The 19,889-nt window shown below is 66.1% G+C and carries 17 protein-coding genes; 10 read left to right on the top strand and 7 right to left on the bottom strand.

Annotation, left to right across the window (positions count from 1 at the left end):
* The 4 genes from DFP89_RS12415 to DFP89_RS12400 form a co-directional block, all read left to right on the top strand.
* On the top strand, positions 1 to 181 hold a 181-nt coding region (locus DFP89_RS12415; RefSeq protein WP_147273311.1), incomplete at its 5' end, for a transposase.
* 250 nt (positions 182 to 431) lie between these two features.
* Positions 432 to 917 (top strand): hypothetical protein, encoded by a 486-nt coding sequence (locus DFP89_RS12410; RefSeq protein WP_147273310.1) that lies wholly within the window; start codon positions 432 to 434, stop codon positions 915 to 917.
* Positions 914 to 1,171, top strand: coding sequence for a hypothetical protein (locus tag DFP89_RS12405; RefSeq protein ID WP_114349704.1), 258 nt, complete (start codon positions 914 to 916; stop codon positions 1,169 to 1,171). The genes DFP89_RS12410 and DFP89_RS12405 overlap by 4 nt, the downstream gene beginning before the upstream one ends.
* Positions 1,172 to 1,377: 206 nt before the next feature.
* Positions 1,378 to 3,699 (top strand): Tex family protein, encoded by a 2,322-nt coding sequence (locus DFP89_RS12400; protein WP_114349703.1) that lies wholly within the window; start codon positions 1,378 to 1,380, stop codon positions 3,697 to 3,699.
* On the opposite strand, the gene pdxY is transcribed toward DFP89_RS12400, so the two are convergent.
* The 7 genes from pdxY to urtA all read right to left on the bottom strand — a co-directional run bounded on the left by pdxY (position 3,696) and on the right by urtA (position 10,771).
* Positions 3,696 to 4,532: a pyridoxal kinase gene (gene pdxY / locus DFP89_RS12395; RefSeq protein WP_114349702.1), complete on the bottom strand. Its 837-nt coding sequence runs from the start codon at positions 4,530 to 4,532 to the stop codon at positions 3,696 to 3,698. The two genes, DFP89_RS12400 and pdxY, sit on opposite strands and share 4 nt — an antisense overlap.
* Positions 4,529 to 5,269, bottom strand: coding sequence for an MOSC domain-containing protein (locus tag DFP89_RS12390; protein WP_114349701.1), 741 nt, complete (start codon positions 5,267 to 5,269; stop codon positions 4,529 to 4,531). Before DFP89_RS12390 ends, pdxY begins: the two co-directional genes overlap by 4 nt.
* A 58-nt stretch (positions 5,270 to 5,327) precedes the next feature.
* Positions 5,328 to 6,056: an urea ABC transporter ATP-binding subunit UrtE gene (gene urtE, locus DFP89_RS12385; RefSeq protein ID WP_114349700.1), complete on the bottom strand. Its 729-nt coding sequence runs from the start codon at positions 6,054 to 6,056 to the stop codon at positions 5,328 to 5,330.
* The gene (gene urtD / locus DFP89_RS12380; protein ID WP_114349699.1) at positions 6,037 to 6,768 is read right to left on the bottom strand and encodes an urea ABC transporter ATP-binding protein UrtD; all 732 of its coding nucleotides are present in this window, start codon (positions 6,766 to 6,768) and stop codon (positions 6,037 to 6,039) included. Before urtD ends, urtE begins: the two co-directional genes overlap by 20 nt.
* Complete coding sequence (urtC, locus tag DFP89_RS12375) at positions 6,765 to 7,838, bottom strand: urea ABC transporter permease subunit UrtC (RefSeq protein ID WP_114349698.1); 1,074 nt, start codon at positions 7,836 to 7,838, stop codon at positions 6,765 to 6,767. The genes urtD and urtC overlap by 4 nt, the downstream gene beginning before the upstream one ends.
* 1 nt (position 7,839) lies before the next feature.
* Positions 7,840 to 9,420, bottom strand: a complete 1,581-nt coding sequence (gene urtB, locus DFP89_RS12370; RefSeq protein ID WP_114349697.1) for an urea ABC transporter permease subunit UrtB — start codon at positions 9,418 to 9,420, stop codon at positions 7,840 to 7,842.
* A 61-nt stretch (positions 9,421 to 9,481) separates the two neighbouring features.
* Entirely contained in the window at positions 9,482 to 10,771 is a 1,290-nt protein-coding gene (gene urtA, locus DFP89_RS12365) for an urea ABC transporter substrate-binding protein (protein ID WP_114349696.1), read from the bottom strand.
* Between the two features lie 339 nt (positions 10,772 to 11,110).
* On the opposite strand from urtA, the gene DFP89_RS12360 reads away from it, so the two are divergent.
* The 6 genes from DFP89_RS12360 to DFP89_RS12335 all read left to right on the top strand — a co-directional run bounded on the left by DFP89_RS12360 (position 11,111) and on the right by DFP89_RS12335 (position 19,838).
* On the top strand, positions 11,111 to 11,701 hold the full coding sequence (locus DFP89_RS12360) for an ANTAR domain-containing response regulator (protein ID WP_114349695.1): 591 nt from the start codon (positions 11,111 to 11,113) through the stop codon (positions 11,699 to 11,701).
* Complete coding sequence (locus DFP89_RS12355; RefSeq protein WP_114349694.1) at positions 11,692 to 12,858, top strand: CmpA/NrtA family ABC transporter substrate-binding protein; 1,167 nt, start codon at positions 11,692 to 11,694, stop codon at positions 12,856 to 12,858. The genes DFP89_RS12360 and DFP89_RS12355 overlap by 10 nt, the downstream gene beginning before the upstream one ends.
* A gap of 286 nt (positions 12,859 to 13,144) precedes the next feature.
* Complete coding sequence (locus DFP89_RS12350; protein ID WP_114349717.1) at positions 13,145 to 14,365, top strand: MFS transporter; 1,221 nt, start codon at positions 13,145 to 13,147, stop codon at positions 14,363 to 14,365.
* A 13-nt stretch (positions 14,366 to 14,378) separates the two neighbouring features.
* Positions 14,379 to 16,811, top strand: coding sequence for a nitrite reductase large subunit NirB (gene nirB / locus DFP89_RS12345; protein WP_114349693.1), 2,433 nt, complete (start codon positions 14,379 to 14,381; stop codon positions 16,809 to 16,811).
* Positions 16,808 to 17,140, top strand: a complete 333-nt coding sequence (nirD, locus tag DFP89_RS12340) for a nitrite reductase small subunit NirD (protein ID WP_114349692.1) — start codon at positions 16,808 to 16,810, stop codon at positions 17,138 to 17,140. Before nirB ends, nirD begins: the two co-directional genes overlap by 4 nt.
* A gap of 73 nt (positions 17,141 to 17,213) precedes the next feature.
* On the top strand, positions 17,214 to 19,838 hold the full coding sequence (locus DFP89_RS12335) for a nitrate reductase (protein ID WP_181870324.1): 2,625 nt from the start codon (positions 17,214 to 17,216) through the stop codon (positions 19,836 to 19,838).
* The last annotated feature ends 51 nt before the right edge of the window (positions 19,839 to 19,889 follow it).

Here is a 19,889-nt window from a genome sequence, read left to right as displayed (position 1 = left end):
CGTCGTACCGGTCATCCCGATGCGCAAGTCCCGCAAGCTGCGTGTGGCCGTAGAGCGCTGCTTCAACAAACTCAAGAACGCCCGCCGCGTCGCCACCCGCTATGACAAGACCGCAGAAAGCTTCCTCGGGTTCATCGACATCACCTCGATCCGCCTCTGGCTCCGCCATTTGTCAACATGACCTAGCAAAGCCCCGTTTCGTTCGCTCGGCACGTGAATCGGTGGTGTGTAGTTACCACAAATATTCCGATTGACCTGACGTTCCCTGACGCGGTATGTGACGCGAAGGTGAAACGCAACATTTTGAAATAAAGCAATTATATGTATTTTGGGGTTGCAGGCGACCTATACGAAAGGGTATCTGTTCAACCGCGGGTGAATCGTCTTAATTGTATAGCATTAGGTCATCTTTGGTTGTTGGTTGGTAAATAATGTTCATGAGTGAAAGACCTCAGCGCGCGAGTGAGGCGCGCATATCCCAGAGCAGGACGCATGATGCCGCGCTTGCCGGAAGACCGGCGCAGGGGGCTGGTTTTGAAATGACGGACTTCTACGGTTCGGTGGCCGATTGGTGCGATCAGGGGTTCTCGATTTGCGAGGGATACCTGATCGAGGCGCAGAACCTTTATCTCAAGGGGGATTTCGCCGGGTTCGTTTCCATGGCCGAGGCGCAGTCGGATGACGAGCTTGAAGAAGAAACGTTGTCCCATATCAATACATTGCTGAGCGGCCTCGCTTTTTGCCGGCGCGCCGGCGAGGTGCAGGTGGTCGGTGGTGAGAGCGGTGCAAGCGGGCTGAACTGGAAAAAGGTCGCGCAGCTTTACTCGGCGATGGAAACCACCAAGGGCGACATGCGGATGCCGCGCCTCGATCGCGATTTCGAGCGCAAGCTGCGCGCGGCGATGGTGCTGTCATGACGCTGGCAAGCGATCCCTTCGGTTCAATCCCGCTGTCGGGACAGCACGCGCAGGCCAGACCTGCGCGCCGGGCCGGCGAGGTTTGGCGGGGCGTGCAGCGGCTTTGCTCGGTGGTGTTGCACCCCAAGGCAGAGCCGCGCAGCATGGCGGAAGCGTCCTGGCAGGCCGGGTTCGCCGCGATGTGGGACCAGAAAGATCTGCCGGTCGAGGGTGACGCAGCGCCAGCCGAACGGGTCGGGCCGGGGCATTTCTGAAATATCTGTCCTGCTCAACTGGCCCGGTTTGGCTATGCCGGGCCTTTGGTCTGCATGAAAGGCCGGGCCGGCCATCGGTTGATGACTCCGTTCCCGCGCAGTCGCGGCCAGAGTGATGGTCCCGGACGGCATCGCGGCTGCAAGATGCTTGGCTGATCCCGCCGCAGGGGCTATGCAGGCGTTCCGACTTGTCTCAGGAGACCGGAATGGACGCCGCCGACCGTATCGCCCGCATCATTGCCAGTGAAATCAGCGCCAGCCCCGCGCAAGTCGCGGCGGCGACCGGGCTTTTGGACGGGGGCGCGACCGTGCCCTTTGTCGCCCGCTATCGCAAAGAGGTCACCGGCGGGCTGGACGACACCCAACTGCGCAATCTGGCCGAGCGCCTCTCCTATCTGCGCGAGCTTGAGGCGCGCCGGGCGGCGATCCTTGAGTCGATCAAGGGTCAGGGCAAACTGACCGAGGATCTGGCCCGCGCCATCGCCGGCGCGGAAACCAAGGCCACGCTTGAAGATATCTACCTGCCCTACAAGCCCAAGCGCCGCACCAAGGCGATGATCGCCCGCGAGAACGGGCTCGAGCCACTGCTGCGCGCCATTCAGGATGATCGTGCCACCTCCCCCGAGGCTCTGGCTGCGGGTTATATCACCGAAGTGGTGCCCGACGTGAAATCCGCGCTGGATGGCGCGCGCGACATTCTTGTCGAGGAACTGTCCGAGAATGCTGGCCTTCTGGGCCGGTTGCGTGAATTCATGCAGGCCGAGGCGCTGATCTCGGCCAAGGTGGCGGCGGGCAAGGAACAGGCCGGGGCTAAGTTCAGCGACTATTTCGACCACAGTGAAAAATGGTCCGCCATCCCCGGCCATCGAGCCTTGGCGATTCTGCGCGGCGCCAAGGAAGAGGTCCTGACCATCGAGATCGCGCCCGAACCCGAAACCGGTGCTGCCCGGGCCGAAGGGATCGTCGCAGCAAGCCTTGGCCGGCTGGGGCAGGGTCCCGGCGATCTGTGGCTGCGCAAGGTCGCGGGCTGGTGCTGGCGGGTCAGGCTGTCGAACACCATGTATATCGACCTGCTGACCGAACTGCGCCTGCGCGCGCATGCCGAGGCGATCCGGGTCTTTGGCCGCAATCTCAAGGATCTCCTGCTTGCGTCGCCCGCCGGGGCGCGTCCGACGCTGGGGCTGGATCCGGGCATCCGCACCGGGGTCAAGCTGGCGGCGGTGGACGCAACCGGCAAGGTGGTCGAGACGGCGACGCTCTATCCTTTCCCGCCGAAAAGCGACCTGCGCGGGGCCGAGGCGGTGCTGGCCGCCGCCATCCTGCGCCACAAGATCGAACTGATCGCCATCGGCAACGGCACTGCCAGCCGCGAGACCGAGCGGTTTGTGGCGGATGTGCTCAAACGCCTGCCAGCAGGTGTCAAGGCGCCGCTCAAGGTGATCGTCAGCGAGGCCGGGGCTTCGGTCTATTCGGCCTCCGAGCTGGCGGCAAAGGAATTCCCCGATCTGGACGTGTCCTTGCGGGGCGCCGTGTCCATCGCGCGGCGCTTGCAGGACCCCTTGGCCGAGTTGGTCAAGGTGCCGCCGGAATCGATCGGTGTCGGCCAGTATCAGCATGACGTGGACCAGCGCCAGCTTGCCAAAACGCTCGAGGCCGTGGTCGAGGATGCGGTGAACGCGGTGGGGGTCGATCTGAACACCGCCTCGGCGCCGCTTCTGGCGCATGTCGCGGGGCTTGGCCCGTCGCTGGCGCAGAATATCGTCGCGCATCGGGATACCGAGGGGGCATTCCCGTCCCGCGCGGCGCTGAAAAAGGTCGCGGGGCTCGGGCCGCGCGCCTTTGAGCAATGCGCGGGTTTCCTGCGCATCCGTGACGGCAAGGAGCCCCTCGACGCCTCATCCGTCCACCCCGAGGCCTATGGTGTGGCGCGCCGGATCGTCGCCGCCTGCGGGCGCGACATCCGCCAGATCATGGGCGACGGCACCGCGTTGAAGGGCATCCGGGCCGAACAGTTCGTGGATGACAGTTTTGGCCTGCCGACGATCCGCGACATTCTGGCGGAACTGGAAAAGCCCGGCCGCGACCCGCGCCCGAGCTTTGTCACCGCAAGCTTTGCCGACGGGGTCGAGGACATCAAGGACCTGCGCCCGGGCATGGCGCTGGAGGGCACGGTTACCAATGTCGCGGCCTTCGGGGCCTTCGTCGATATCGGCGTGCATCAGGACGGGTTGGTCCATATCAGCCAGTTGGCCGACCGCTTTGTCAAAGATCCGAACGAGGTGGTGAAGGTCGGCGATGTGGTCAAGGTCCGCGTGACCGAGGTGGATGTGCCGCGCAAGCGCATCGGCCTGACCATGCGCAAGGATGGCGGCTCCAGCGCGCGCGAGGCGCAAAACGAACGCGGAGCGAACCCGCGTGGCCCCAAGGCGCCGTCCCCTTCGCGCGGACCGAAATCGGCCGCCCCGGCGGGCAAGGAAACGCCCGGCGCGCTTGGTGCGGCCCTGCTGAACGCGCTGAAGAAGACCTAAAGCGTCAGCAGCGCGGCGCGGAACGCGGGGTCGGACAGCACCACCTCTTTCCGGCCCAGCCGCGCCGCCTCGGCCAATGCGCGCGAGGTCTGCTCTTGGGCGAACTGAACCGCCTGAGGCAGGCCGCGCCCGCGCGCAAGCCCCGCCAGCACCAGCGCCGCGAAAAGATCGCCCGTTCCGGCCATGGCAATGGGCAGGCGCGGCACCGGGTGACGGCTGATGCCCCCGGGGCCAAGGATCACGCTTTCCAGCATGTCCGGCGCGGTATCCGCCAGCACACAGCCGGTGGCGATCAGATGCGCGCCATCCGCCATGCGCAGCGCTCTGGCGGCACGGGGCAGGTCGTCCAGGGTGCGGATCGGCTGGCCGGTCAGCCATGAAATCTCGAACGGGTTCGGCGAGGCGAAATCGGCCAGCGGCAGCAGCCCGTCCTTCAGCACCTCGGCAATCGCCTCGGGAACATATAGACCGGGGGCCTCATCGCCCATCACCGGGTCGCAGAAATAGCGCAGGCGCGGATTGGCCGCCTTGGCGCGGGTGACGAAATCGGCCATCAGCCGCGCCACCTCGACCGAACCGATATAGCCGCTCAGCAGGAAATCCGCGCGCTGGGGCAACCCGCGCTCCCACGCGCCTTCCAGCAGTTCCGCAAAGAAATCGGTGGGCAGCGCGCGACCGCGCAGGGTCGGGTAATCGGGGGTGTTGGAAAACACCACGGTCGGGATCGCCGCGACCTCCAGCCCGGCGGCCTGCATGGGAAACAGCGCGGCCGAGTTTCCGACATGGCCCATGACCACCTGGCTTTGAATGGAAATCACCAGCGGCGGTGTCATGCCCGGCCCTCGAGTCGCTTGCTCCAGTCCTCGACCCGTCCGCTTTCCAGCCGGCGGATGGCATAGCGCCGCCAGCCATCGGCCAAAACCTCCAGCGCGGCGATGCCCTCCAATTCGGCCAGATTCAGCCGGTCGACGTAAAGCGCGCGCCACAATCGCTGCAATGTCCATTCCGGGGCGACGCGGTCGATCCGCTCCAGCGCATCGCCCGTGGCGACAAGGCCCGGCTGCAACACGCGATAATACCAGCCGGTGCGGCCGCTTTCCTGCACCCTTCGGGCCATATCCTGAACCCCGAAACGGCGCGACAGCTTCCAGCAGGGCTGGCGGCCCTGACTGATCTGCACCAATGCCCCGCCCAGACGAAAGATATCGCCCACCGCCACATCCGTTTCAGTCAGACCGAGCGTCGAGACATTCTCGCCAAAAGCCCCCGGCACCGCCAGCAAGCCCCCCAATTCATTCATGTCCAAATATCCCACGGGGGTCCGGGGGTGTGAAACCCCCGGCTCGGCCATGCCAAAATCCGCCCGCCACGCCGCATAGTGATCGTAGGGATAGTGATGGACAGCCTTTTCCGGCCCGCCATGAACGCGCCGGTCGGCCTGCTCGTCGCCCTCGAACCCCTCGGAACCCAGCATCAGTGGGCGCTCCACCGGACGCTTGTCGATGCCGCTTTTCTGGTCGCTGCCGGGCAGGGGGGCGGCCCGGCCCGTCAGCAGGATAATTTCGGCCATGCTGTCCTCTGGTCGCTGATTGCGGCCAGATTAGCCAAAGCGGCGGCCGGCTCAAGGCTCAGACGGCGATGGCCCGGCGCAAGGCGTCATGGTCCAGATTACCGGCCTCGCCCTGCATGACCACCGCGCCGCGATCCAGCACGGTGACGCGGTCGGCCAGTTCCAGCGCGAAATCGACATATTGTTCGACCAGCAGGATCGCCATGCGCTTCTGATCGCGCAGATAGCGGATGGCGCGGCCGATATCCTTGATGACCGAGGGCTGGATGCCCTCGGTCGGCTCGTCCAGCACCAGAAGGCGCGGCCGCGTCACCAGCGCCCGGCCGATGGCCAGTTGCTGCTGCTGGCCGCCCGACAGATCGCCGCCGCGCCGATGCGCCATCTCGTGCAGGACCGGGAACAGGTCATAGACCTCGTCGGGGACATTGCGCTGGCCACGGGGCAGGCCGGCAAAGCCGGTCTCAAGGTTCTCGCGCACGCTCAGCAGCGGAAAGATCTCGCGCCCCTGCGGGCATGAGGCGACGCCCGCCCGCGCGCGGGCATAGGGCGCCATGCGCGTCAGGTCGCTTCCTCCCAGCAGGATGCGGCCGGAACTGATCGGGGCGCGCCCGGTGATGGCGCGCATCAGGCTGGTCTTGCCGGTGCCGTTGCGCCCCATCACGGCGCTGACCTGTCCGACTGGCGCCTGCAACGAGACAGCGCGCAGGGCCTGCGCCGCGCCGTAATACAGGCTGACATTCTCGACGCTCAGCGTCTCGGTTTCGATCTCAGCGGCCAAGATAGACATCGATCACCTCCGGATTGGCGGAAACATGGTCCAGGGGACCCTCGGCCAGCACATGGCCCTGATGCAGAACGGTGACGCGGCAGTTGAGCGCGCGGACAAAGTCCATGTCATGCTCGACCACGACGATGGAATGCTCGCCCGCCAGATCGCGCAGCAGGTCGGCGGTGCGCATGGTTTCGGCATCGGTCATGCCGGCGGCGGGCTCATCGACCAGCAAAAGGCGCGGCTCCTGCGCCAGAAGCATGGCGATCTCCAGCCATTGTTTCTGGCCGTGGCTCAGTTCACCGGCCAACCGGCCGGGATCGGCAAGCCGCACCAGATCCAGCAGCCGGGCGCGTTCGCGGCTGGCGGTCGCGCGGTCGGGCCCACGCAGCGCCGACCAGACGCCGCGCGGGCCGGCCAGTGCCAGGTCGATGTTTTCCCCGACCGTCAGGCTTTCGATGACCGTGGGTTTCTGGAACTTGCGGCCGATGCCCAGCCGCGCCGTTCCAGCCTCGTCCAGCCGGGTCAGGTCATGGGTGGTGTCAAAGAACAGCGTGCCCTGATCGGGACGGATCTTGCCGGTGATCAGGTCCATCATCGTGGTCTTGCCGGCGCCGTTGGGGCCGATGATGGCGCGCAACTCGCCCTTGGCGATGGCAAGGTTCAGGTCGTTGATGGCCCGGAACCCGTCAAAGCTTTTCGACACATTGTCGATATTGAGAATGCTCATGCGGCGACCTCCTGCGGTTTTCGGGCGGGTTTCAGCCCTTCGAGCGCGCCGACGATGCCGCGCGGCAGGTAAAGCGTGACCAGAATGAACAGCGCCCCCAGCGCGTAAAGCCAGGCATCGGGCAGCCAGCCGGTCAGCAGCGTCTTGGTCAGCGCGACGACCATGGCGCCAAGCGCCGCGCCGACCAGCGTGCCGCGTCCGCCAAGAGCGACCCAGATGACGATCTCGATGCTGTTCGCCGGGGCGAATTCGCCAGGGTTCACGATGCCGACCTGCGGCACGTAAAGCGCGCCGGCGACGCCCGCCATCATGGCGCTGACGGTCCAGACGAACAGCTTGTATTCCTCGACCCGGTAGCCAAGGAAACGGGTGCGGCTTTCGGCGTCGCGCACGCCCACCAGCACCCGGCCCAGATGGCTTTGGGTGATCGCCCGCGCGATCAGCAGCCCTGCCGCCAGAGCCAGCGCCGAGGCGATGAACAGCCCCAGCCGCATCCCCGGCGAGGATAGTGGAATGCCCAGCAGGTCCTTGAAGTCGGTCAGCCCGTTATTGCCGCCAAAGCCCATCTCGTTGCGGAAGAATGCCAGCATCAGGGCATAGGTCATCGCCTGAGTGATGATCGAGAGATAGACCCCGTTCACCCGCGCCCGGAACGCGAACCAGCCAAAGATGAATGCAAGCGCCCCCGGCACCGCCACGACCAGCAGAAGCGTTACCGCGAAACTGTCCGACGCGCCCCAGAACCACGGCAGGCTGTCCCAATTCAGGAAGACCATGAAATCGGGCAGTTCCGGATTGGCATAGACGCCGCGCGCGCCGATCTCGCGCATCAGGTGCATGCCCATGACATAGGCCCCCAGCGTGAAGAAGGCGGCATGGCCCAGGGACAGGATGCCCGCATAGCCCCAGACCAGGTCCAGCGACACCGCCAGCAGCGCATAGCACAGGTATTTGCCGACAAGCTGGACGGCATAGTCGGGCAGGACCTGCCCCTGCATCAGCGGGATGGCGACGGTCAGGACGAACAACCCGGACAGGAATACGGCCATATTGCGATTGATCTGGCGCATCTCAGCCCTCCACCGCGCGGCCACGGGTCGGGAACAGACCGCGCGGACGTTTCTGAATGAACAGGATGATGAAGATCAGGATCAGCACCTTGGCGAGCATCGCGCCGGCCAGCGGCTCGGCCAGCTTGCCCGCGATACCCAGCGTAAAGGCCCCGGCCAGCGTGCCCCAAAGCGATCCGGCGCCGCCAAACACCACGACCATGAAGCTGTCGACGATATAGCCCTGTCCAAGATTGGGCGAGACATTGTCGATCTGGCTGAGCGCCACGCCCGCAAGCCCGGCGATGCCCGCGCCAAGGCCGAATGTCAGCGCGTCGACGCGGCCGGTGCGGATGCCCATCTCGGCGGCCATGGCGCGGTTCTGCGTCACCGCCCGCATCTGCAACCCCAGCGCCGTGCGGCGCAGGACCAGCATCAGAAAGGCGAAAACGGCCAGCGCGAACAGCAGGATCCAGACCCGGTTCCAGGTCAGCGCGATCCCGAAAACCTCGGTGCTGCCCGACATCCATGAGGGGTTTCCGACCTGCCGGTTGTTCGGACCAAAGATCGTGCGCACCGCCTGTTGCAGGATCAGGCTGACGCCCCATGTCGCCAGAAGCGTCTCAAGCGGGCGGCCGTAAAGCTTGCGCACGATGCCGCGCTCAATCGCGATGCCGATGGCGCCGGTGATGACGAATGCCAGGGGCAGGGCGATTGCCAGCGACCAGTCGAACAGGCCCGGCGCGTGGTTGCGGATCATCTCTTGCACCACGAAGGTCGTATAGGCGCCCAGCATCACCAGCTCGCCATGCGCCATGTTGATGACGCCGCAGACGCCGAAGGTGATCGACAGCCCGATGGCCGCCAGCAGCAGGACCGAACCCAGAGAGACACCCTGCCACAGCGTCAGCCCCCAGCCGCGCAGCTTTTCGGCGCGCTCGATATGGGTCAGGGCCGAGGCGGCCGCATCCTTCAGTACTGGGTCGTCAAGCTGGGCGCGGATCAGCGCCTGCGCGGATGCGCCCCGGCGGGCGACGATCAGCGAAAGCGCCTCGGCGCGGGCCTCGGGCGCGGCATCGGGGGCCGACAGCAGCACGGTGGCGCGGGCAAGCTCCAGCGCCGATTTCGCCGCCGGATCGGTTTCCGTGCCAAGCGCCTTTTCCAGCGCGGGCAGTTGCGTCGGGTCGGGCGCGGCCTCAAGCTGGCTTGCGGCGCGGGCGCGGACGCCGGGGTCTGTGGCCGAAAGCCCCAGCGACCCCAGCGCCGCGCGGATCTGGCCGCGCAGGTTGTTGTTCACCCGCACCCGGGTCACGTCGCGGCGGGTGACGGGGCCGGCATCCGTGCCGGTCAGCGCGTCCTGCGCGGCATTCCCGGTCACCACGACCAGCCGCCCGTCGGCTTTCAGCACCGCCAGATCGCCTGCCGCCAGCGCCGACAGCAGCGCCTCGGCGCGAGGATCGCCGCTGGCGGCCAAGGCCGAGACGCGGGCGGCCCGGTCCTCGTAGCTGCCATCGGGCAGCAGCGTCGCGATCTCGTCGAAGGATTGCGCCAGTGCCGCCACCGGCAGCATCAGGCAGATCAGGACCAGCCGGATCAGTCGCATGGAAAATACCTTTCCGCACAGGAACAGGGGCGCGGCGGAGGGGATGCACCGCGCAATCGCGTCAGTTGATGACGGGGGCGGCACCACCGCAGGTCTTGGTCTGGGTGTTGTAGTTCCCGCAATTGATCGGCTGGGTCCAGTCGGCGATCAGCGGTTTCGATTCGGGCAGGAAGTCCGACCATGCATCGCCCGCGACCTCGCCCTCGCTTTCCCAGACGATGTCGAACTGGCCGTCCTCGTTGATCTCGCCGACCATAACGGGTTTGGTGATGTGGTGATCCTTGCCCATGACCGCCTTGCCGCCGGACAGGTTTGGCACCTCGATCCCGACCATGGCGTCGATGACTTTGTCGGGATCGGTGCTGCCGGCCTTTTCGACCGCCTTCACCCACATGTTGAAGCCGATGTAATGGGCCTCCATCGGGTCGTTGGTCACCCGGTCGTCCTTGCCGGTATAGCTGTGCCAGGCGTCGATGAAGTCGTAATTGGCCTGATCGTCCACGCTTTGGAAATAGTTCCAGGCGGCCATGTGGCCGACCAGCGGCGCGGTGTCGATGCCGGCCAGTTCCTCTTCGCCGACCGAGAAGGCGACGACCGGAATGTCGTCCGCCGTGATGCCCTGATTGGCCAGTTCCTTGTAGAAGGGCACATTCGCATCGCCATTGATGGTCGAGACCACGGCGGTCTTTTTCCCCGTGCCCCCGAAGGCCTTGATGTCCGAGACGATCGTCTGCCAATCCGACTGCCCGAAGGGGGTATAGTTGATCATGATGTCATCCGGCGCGACGCCCTTGTCCTTGAGGAACTGCTCAAGGATCTTGTTCGTCGTGCGCGGATAGACATAGTCGGTGCCCGCCAGAACCCAGCGCTCGACGCCCTGATCCATCAGGTATTCGACGGCCGGGATCGCCTGCTGGTTCGGGGCGGCGCCGGTGTAAAAGACATTACGCTCGGATTCCTCGCCCTCATACTGGACGGGATAGAACAGGATGCTGTCGAGTTCGCGGAATACCGGCAGCACCGATTTGCGCGACACGCTGGTCCAGCAGCCAAACACCGCCGAGACCTTGTCGCCCGCAACCAACTCGCGCGCCTTTTCCGCAAAAAGCGGCCAGTCCGAGGCGGGGTCGACCACCACCGCCTCAAGCTTGCGGCCAAGGACGCCGCCCTTGGCGTTCTGCTGCTCGATCAGCATCAGCATGGCATCCTTCAGCGTGGTCTCCGAAATCGCCATCGTGCCCGAAAGCGAATGCAGGATGCCGATCCTGATCGGCTCGGCATTGTCTTGCGCAAGGGCGGAGGTGCCCAGAAGCGCGGCGAGAAGCGTGGCGGAAAGCGGGGCGAGTTTCATGCGGGTGGTCTCCGGTTCAAGGGGCCAGGGGCGGCATGGCACCAGCTAAGGGTGGCGCCGCAGCGCAGAACCAGCGCCAAGCGCGGCAATGGCTGCGAAAAAGTCGCGGCGCCGAATATCCGGGCAAAGCGGGTGGATTTCTGCCTGCGCCGTGGACAGACGCCGCGCGGTGCAGGGATTGCCCGCTGGGCGGGACGGCTGCCCAGCGATTGGGCGCGGGCCGCCGCTTTTGCCCGATCCCTGCGCAGGGGCCCGGTTTGACGCAGCGGCGGGGGCGTTGCTGCATTGCGGCATGGCGGCTCGGGATGGCACCCCGGTCATGACCAGCAGCGGGATCCCATGGACAAGCGCCTTTCCATCGTCGTCATCGAACCCGACCCCGAACGCGCCGCCCCCATCGTGGACGGTCTGCGCGAGATCGGCGATCACGAGATCCGCATCTTTTCCGAGGAAACCGGCCTTGCGCGCCATATCGCCGAATGCCGGCCCGATATCGTGCTGATCGATCTGGCCAATCCCTCGCGCGATATCCTTGAGGAACTGGCGCTGGCCTCGGGGCCGACGGAACGGCCGGTGGCGATGTTCGTCGACCGCTCGGACGAGCATCTGACCCGGGCGGCGGTCGAGGCGGGGATCTCGGCCTATGTCGTGGACGGGCTGCGGCCGGACCGCATCAAGCCGGTGCTGGACGCCGCTGTCGCGCGGTTTCACATGTTCCAGCGCATGCGCGCCGAACTGGCCGCGACCCGCACCGCGCTTGAGGAGCGCAAGGTCATCGACCGTGCGAAAGCCGTCTTGATGAAGGCGCGCGGCATTGACGAAGAGGCCGCCTATGCGCTGCTGCGCAAGACGGCGATGGATCAGGGCAAGCGCGTTGCCGAGATTGCCCAGCAACTGGTTCTGGCCGCGGGGCTTTTGTCATGCCGTTGACCCCTTTGACCCTTGGCTATGTGCCGCTGATCGACGCAGCCCCCCTGATCCTTGCCCGCGAACTGGGCTTTGCCGCCGAAGAGGGGCTGGAGTTTCGCCTGTTGCGGCAGGGCGCCTGGGCGCAGGCCCGCGATCTTTTGGGGGCGGGGGTGATCGACGCCGCCCATATGCTGGCGCCGATGCCGGTGGCGCAGGCGCTGGGTCTTGGCCCGGCGCTGCCCGATCTGGATCTGGTGATGGTGCTGTCCCAGGGCGGGCAGGCCGTCGCCATCAGCCAACCCTTGGCCGCGCGCCTGCGCGACAACGGCCATGATTTCGACTTTCGGGACGCGCGCAAGGCAGGCGAGGCCCTGCGCCATGCCGCGCCGGGCCGCTTTCGCATCGGCGTGCCCTTTCCCTTTTCGACCCAGGTCGAGCTGATGCATCACTGGCTGTCGGCCTGCGGTTTCGCGCAAGAACCCGAGGTGGTGACCGTGCCGCCGCCGCTGATGGCCGCGGCCATGGCGGCGGGCGAGGTTGACGCTTTTTGCGTGGGCGAGCCATGGGCCTCAAGCGCGGTCGAACAGGGCGTCGCCACGCTGTTGCTGCCCGGTGTCGCGATCTGGGCCGCGCCGCCGGAAAAGGGATTGGTCATGCGCCGGGACTTCACCCGCGCGCAGCCCGAACTGACCGGCGCCTTGATGCGGGCGATCTGGCGCGCCTGCCGCTGGCTGGACGAGGCCGAGAACCGCGACACCGCCGCCGAGATCATCTCGCGGCGCGAGTATCTGGACCTGCCGCCGGAACTGGCCGAGCGCGGCCTGACTGGGCGCCTGCAGATATCCCCCATGGGCGAGATGCGCGCGGTGCCCGATTTCGTCTCGTTCCACCGGGGCGGGGTGAATTTCCCGTGGAAAAGCCTTGCGGCGCTCTTCGCCCAGCGGATCGCGCGGCGCCATGGGCTGGACCCGGTGCTGGCGATGGACCGGGCCATGGCGCATTTCCGCACCGATCTTTACCGCATGCATCTGCGCGAGGCCGGCGCGGCGCTGCCCGGCGCCTCTGCCCGGCTGGAAGGCGCGCTGGCCGTTGACCGCGAGGTTGCTGCCGAAAAGGGCCAGATGATTCTGCGCGCCGATGCCTTTTTCGACGGCGCGGTTTTTGAGCCGCGTTTCTGAAGCTGGTCGATTTCCGGGCAGATGCCACGCCCTTCGCCCGATTTCCGGGCGGTCGCAAACCCGGATGCTGCACTGCCGCATTTTTCCTTGAGGGACGGCCCCGGCACGGGCAGTCTTGATCCATGGCCCGGCGCAACGACGCGCCACCGGCCCGCTCGCAATGATGCGGCACAGGTCCCGCGACGACGCGGAATCCCCGAAACGAAAGCGTCCCCGCATCGGCCGCAGGCGGCCCGCGCTTCCGCGCTTTCCGACAGCATTCGCCATCCTTCGCATCGGAGCCATCATGCCCGCCATATCCCCCGCATCCCCGCCCGAGGCCAGCCGCGCGCTGGGTCTTTCGACCATGGCCTTTACGATCTGTTTTGCCGTCTGGACGATCTTTTCGATCATCGGCCTGCAGATCCGCAACGAACTCTCGCTCAGCGACACGCAATTCGGCCTGCTGGTCGGGATGCCGATCCTGACCGGATCGCTGGTCCGGATCGTCCTTGGCATCGCTACCGACCGGCTGGGCGGGCGCATTGTCTATACGCTGACCATGCTGGCGGCGGCGCTGGCGACATTCCTGCTGGGCTGGGCCTCGACCTATCCGCAGATGCTGCTGGCGGCGCTTGGCGTCGGGCTGGCGGGCGGCTCATTCGCCGTGGGCGTGGCCTATGTCTCGCGGTTCTTCGACGGCGCGCGGCAGGGCACGGCGCTGGGGATCTTTGGCGTCGGCAATGTCGGCGCGGCGCTGACCAAGTTCGTCGCGCCCTTCGTCATGCTGGCCTTTGGCTGGCAGGCGACAGCACAGATCTGGGCTGCCGGGCTGGCGCTGACCGCGATCCTGTTCTGGATCTTCAGCAAGGACGACCCGGTGACCGCCGCCCATCGCCATGGCCAGATGCCCCTGCGCAGCCTGCGTGCCGAATTCGCGCCCTTGCGGAACATGCAGGTCTGGCGCTTTTCGGCCTATTACTTCTTCAGCTTTGGCGCCTTTGTCGCGCTGGCTTTGTGGCTGCCGCATTACCTGATCGGGGTTTACGGCTTTGACGTGAAAACCGCCGGCATGGTCGGCGCGGCCTATTCCATCCCCGCCTCGATCTTTCGCGCCTATGGCGGTGTCCTGTCGGATCGGGTCGGGGCGCGGGTGGTGATGTACTGGACGCTGATCGTCTCGGGTATTGCGACCGCGATCCTGTCCCTACCGGTGGCGGTGCCGGTCACGGTGTTTCTGGCAGTGATTTTCACGCTGGGCTTTTTCATGAGCCTCGGCAAAGCCGCCGTCTACAAGCACATCCCCAGCTATTACCCGCAGAATGTCGGCGCGGTCGGCGGGCTGGTCGGCATGATCGGCGGGCTTGGCGGCTTTGTGCTGCCGCTGCTGTTTGGCTGGCTCAAGGATGAGACCGGGCTTTGGTCCAGCTGCTTCATGGTCCTGTTCGTGCTGGTCCTGGGCTGCCTTGGCTGGATGCATGTCTCGGTCCGCCGCATCACCCGCGCCGCCACTCCGCAAGCCGCCTGAGGAAGGAGCCAGCATGAGAAAGAAACTTGTCGTCATCGGGGCAGGCATGGCCTCGGGCCGGATGCTGGAGCAACTGTTCGAGACCGCGCCCGACGCCTATGACGTCACCCTGTTCAATGCCGAGCCGCGCGGGAACTATAACCGCCTGATGCTGTCGCCGGTGCTGTCGGGCGAAAAGACCTATGACCAGATCGTCACCCATGACGGGGGCTGGTATGCCGCCCATGGCGTCGATTGCCGCTTTGGCGAACCGGTCGTCCAGATCGACCGCAAGGCGCGTGTGGTGCGCAGCAACAAAAGCGCGGCGGAATATGACGCGCTGGTCATCGCCACCGGCTCGGCCCCGTTCATCATCCCGGTCGCGGGGCGCGACCTGCCCGGCGTCGTCACCTATCGCGACCTTGAAGATACCGAGGCCATGATCGCCGCCGGCATCGCCGGCAAGGATGCGGTGGTGATCGGCGGCGGCCTTCTGGGGCTGGAGGCGGCGGCGGGCATGGCCGCGCGCGGCGCCCGCGTCACCGTCATCCACCTGATGGGCCACCTGATGGAGCGGCAGTTGGACCCCGCCGCAGGCTATCTTCTGGAACGCGATCTGGAACGGCGCGGCATCAAGGTCCATTGCAAGGGCGCGACCAAGGCCATTCTGGGCCATGACCGCGCCGAGGCGGTGCTGCTGGAAGACGGCACCGTCTATCCCGCCGATCTGGTCTGCATGGCCGTCGGCATCCGCCCCGAGACCCGCCTCGCTGTCGATGCCCATCTTGAGGTCGAACGCGGCATCGTCGTCGATGATGCCCTGCGCAGCAGCGATCCGCATATTTTCGCCCTTGGCGAATGTGTCGAGCATCGGGGCCAGCTTTTCGGCCTTGTCGCGCCGCTTTACGATCAGGCCAAGGTGCTGGCGAAAACCCTGCTGGACCAGGCGGCCGAATTCCAGCCGGTCCAGACCGCGACCAAGCTCAAGGTGACCGGCTGCGACTTGTTCAGCGCCGGCGATTTCGCGGAAGGTCAGGGACGCGAGGACATCGTCTTTCGCGACCCCGGACGCGGCATCTACAAGCGGCTGGTGCTGGAAGGCGACCGCATCATCGGCGTCGTCATGTATGGCGATACCTCGGACGGCAGCTGGTTTTACGGGCTGATGAAGGACAAAGCCGACATCAGCGACATGCGCGAGACGCTGATCTTCGGCCCCGCCTATCAGGGAGGGACCACGCCGGACCCTATGGCGGCCGTTGCAGCCTTGCCGCCTGAGGCGGAGATCTGCGGCTGCAACGGCGTCTGCAAGGGCACCATCACCGCCGCCGTGCAGGCGGGCGCGACGACGCTGGATCTGGTGCGGGCGCGGACCAAGGCCAGCGGCTCTTGCGGGACCTGCACGGGACTGGTGCAGCAGGTCATGGCGCTCAGCCTTGGCGGGGCACTCGTGGATGCCCCCGCCGGCATGTGCAAATGCTCGGATCACAGCCACGAGGACGTGCGGCGGCTGATCCGTAGCCTGGCGCTGAAGTCGATCCCCGCCGTCATGCAGGAACTGGGCTGGAAATCGGCGGGCGGCTGTCCGTCCTGCCGTCCGGCGCTGAACTTCTATCTGCTGGCGGAATGGCCTCTGGACTATCGCGATGACCGTCAGTCGCGTTTCGTCAATGAAAGGAACCACGCCAATATCCAAAAGGATGGCACCTATTCGGTGGTGCCGCGCATGTGGGGCGGTGTCACCACGCCCGACGAGCTGCGCGCCATCGCCGATGCCGCTGACAAGTATAACGTGCCCATGGTCAAGGTGACCGGCGGCCAGCGCATCGACCTGCTGGGGGTGCGCAAAGAGGATCTGCCGCATATCTGGGCGGATCTGAACGCCGCCGGGCTGGTTTCGGGCCACGCCTATTCCAAGGGGCTGCGCACCGTCAAAACCTGCGTCGGCAGCGAGTTCTGCCGCTTTGGCACGCAGGATTCGACCGGGCTGGGCATCAGGTTGGAAAAGCTGCTTTGGGGGTCATGGACGCCGCACAAGGTCAAGCTGGGCGTCTCGGGCTGCCCGCGCAACTGCGCCGAGGCGACCTGCAAGGATGTGGGCGTGATCTGCGTCGACAGCGGTTACCAGATCAGCGTCGCGGGCGCTGCCGGCATGGAGGTCAAGGAAACCGAGGCGCTGGCCTCGACCCCCTCCGAGGATGAGGCGGTTCAGATCATTACGGCCTTTGTCCAGCTTTACCGCGAAAACGCCCGCTATCTGGACCGGCCCTATAAATGGGTGGCCAAGGTCGGCCTTGATTGGGTCAAGGCGCAGATCGCCGATGTCGAAAACCGCCGCGCGCTGGTCGAGCGGTTCGAGCTCAGTCAATCCGTCTATCGCCGCGACCCTTGGGCCGAGCTTTCGACCCCGACCGAGACGCCCAAATGGGCCCCCCTTGCCGATCTGACGCTGGAGGCTGCGGAATGAGTGCTTTTGTCGATATCGGCGCGCTTGAGGATGTGCCCGTGCAGGGCGCCCGCGTCGTAAGGACCGCGCAGGGCTGCATCGCGGTGTTCCGCACCCTTGATGATCGGGTCTTTGCGCTGGAGGATCGCTGCCCGCACAAGGGTGGGCCGCTGTCCGAGGGGATGGTCCATGGCGATCGCGTGACCTGCCCGCTGCATGCCTGGGCCTTCGACATGAATACCGGGCAGGCGCAGGGCGCGGATGAAGGTGCGGTCCGAACCTATCCGGTCCGGGTCCGGAATGGCCGCATCCTGATCAGCGCCGAGCTGATGGCGCGGCGCGCGGCATGAGATTTTTTATTATGAATATATCATATCCGTATGATTTTACGTCAATTGTGGTTCTTTCGTGTTGGTGGCGCCCATGACCCTGCATCCCGCCATCGCGCCCATGCGCACCACCTGTCCCTATTGCGGCGTCGGCTGCGGGGTGCTGGCCTCGCCCGATGGCCGGGGCGGGGTGACCATTGCCGGCGACCCGGTGCATCCGGCGAACAAGGGCCGGCTTTGCGTCAAGGGCGCGGCACTGGGCGAGACGCTGGGCCATCAGGGGCGCCTGCTTGCGCCGCAGATCGGCGGGCAGACGGCCAGTTGGGATCAGGCGCTGGATCTGGTCGCGACCCGCTTTCGCGACACCATCGCCCGGCACGGGCCGGATTCCGTGGGCTTTTATGTCTCGGGGCAATTGCTGACCGAGGACTACTATGTCGCCAACAAGCTGATGAAGGGTTTTATCGGTTCGGGGAATATCGACACGAATTCAAGGCTGTGCATGGCGTCCTCGGTTGCGGGGCACCGGCGGGCCTTTGGCAGCGACACCGTGCCGGGGCTATATGAGGATCTGGAACTGGCCGAGGTGGTGGTGCTGGTCGGCTCGAACCTGGCATGGTGCCATCCGGTGCTGTTTCAGCGGCTGGCGGCGGCGCGTGCGGCGCGGGGCACGCGCGTCGTGGTGGTCGATCCGCGCCGGACCGCAAGCTGCGATATCGCCGACCTGCATCTGGCGCTGGCACCCGGCGCGGATGCGGCGCTGTTCAATCTGCTCCTTGCGGAAATTCACGCAAGATCATTGGATTGCGGTGAAAATATAGACGGTGTCGAGGTGGCTTTGGCTGCCGCCCGCGCCACGGATCCGGCGCAAACCGGGCTGACGCGCGCCGAGCTTGCGCAATTTTTCGATCTCTGGCTGGGCAGCGACAAGGTGGTCACGGTCTATTCGCAGGGCGTCAACCAGTCCGACAGCGGCGCGGACAAGGTGAATGCGATCCTGAACTGCCATCTGGCCACCGGCCGGATCGGGCGGCCGGGCATGGGACCCTTCAGCGTCACCGGCCAGCCCAATGCCATGGGCGGGCGCGAGGTGGGCGGCCTTGCCAATATGCTGGCCTGTCATCTGGAAATCGAGAATCCTGCCCATCGCACCGCCGTCCAGAACTTCTGGAACGCGCCCCGCATGGCGGAAAGGCCCGGTCTCAAGGCCATGGACATGTTCCGCGCGGTCGAGGATGGCCGGATCAAGGCGCTGTGGATCATCTGCACCAATCCCGCCGTCACCATGCCCGAGGCGGATCGCGTCGCCCGCGCCATTGCCGGCTGTGACTTCGTCGTGGTCTCGGACATGATGGCGCAGACCGACACGACGCGGCTGGCGCATGTGCTGCTGCCCGCCACCGGCTGGGGCGAAAAGGACGGCACGGTGACGAATTCCGAACGCCGCATCAGCCGCCAGCGCCGGTTCCTGCCACCCGCCGGACAGGCGCGCGACGACTGGCGCATTCTGGCCGAGGTCGGGCGCCGCATGGGCTGGCGGGATGCCTTTGACTGGCAGCACCCGGCCGAGGTCTTTGCCGAACATGCGGCGCTTTCGGGCGTGGCGGGCGCCTTGGGCAGCGATTTCGACATCTCGGATCTCGCCGGGATCGGGGTGGCGGAATATGACGCGCTGCAACCTTTTCTGTGGCCGCAATCGGCGGCGCGGTGCGGCGGGCGTTTCTTTGGCGACGGGCGGTTTCACACCCCGAACGGGCGCGGGCGCATGGTCGCGGTCACGCCTCGCGCGCCGCAGGCGCTGGATGCGGCCTATCCGTTCCGCCTGAACACCGGCCGCGTGCGCGACCATTGGCACACGATGACCCGGACCGGGCTTTCGCCGCGCCTGTCCCGCCATCTGGCCGAGCCGTTTCTGGAAATCCATCCCGCGGACGCCGCCCGGCTGGACCTGGCCCCCGCCAGTCTGGCCGAGGTGACCAGCCCGCATGGCCGCGCCATCCTGCGCGTGCTGGTCACCGACCGCGTTACGCCCGGCCATCCTTTCGCGCCGATGCATTGGACGGGCGAGACCGCGCCCTCGGGGCGGGTCGATGCGCTGGTGCCGGGGCGGGTCGATCCGGTCTCGGGCCAGCCGGCACTGAAATCCGCAGGCGTCGCGATCCGGTCCTTTGCCGCACGCTGGTTCGGCTTTGCCGTCTGCGCGGGCGCGGCACGGCCAGATTGCGACTATTGGGCCAAAGCGGTGCTGCCGCGCGGCCAGCAGCTTGAACTGGCCGGGCAGGAGGAGCCGGGCGACTGGACGGAATACGCCCGCGCGCTTTTCGGGCTTAAGGGTGAGCCGCTGATGATCCGCGATCGCGCGCGCGGCCTTGTGCGGCTGGCCTTTCTGCAAGACGGGCGGTTGCAGGCAGCACTGTTTGTCGCGCCCGAGCCGGTGGCGCTGTCGCGCAGCCATGTCGCGGCATTGCTGACCGAGGAGGGGGGGCTGGATCTGCTATCCGGCCGCCCCGGCGCCGACCGCCCCGATGAGGGGGCGCTGGTCTGCGCCTGTTTCGGCATCGGCGTGAACAGCATTGCCCGCGCCATTGCCACCCAAGGCCTGACCTCGGTCGAGGCGGTGGGGCGGGCGTTGCGGGCGGGCACCAATTGTGGCTCGTGCCGGCCCGAGATCGGGGCGCTGCTTCAGGCTGGAATGGCTTGCCGGGCGGCGGCGGAATAACGAGTGATAACGCAGAAAATTTCTGCGTTATCCATGCAGTGAATTGATTCT

The sequence above is a fragment of the Paracoccus lutimaris genome, from assembly GCF_003337565.1.
GTDB classification, from domain to species: domain Bacteria; phylum Pseudomonadota; class Alphaproteobacteria; order Rhodobacterales; family Rhodobacteraceae; genus Paracoccus; species Paracoccus lutimaris.
This window is presented reverse-complemented; position numbering and strand designations above follow the sequence as displayed.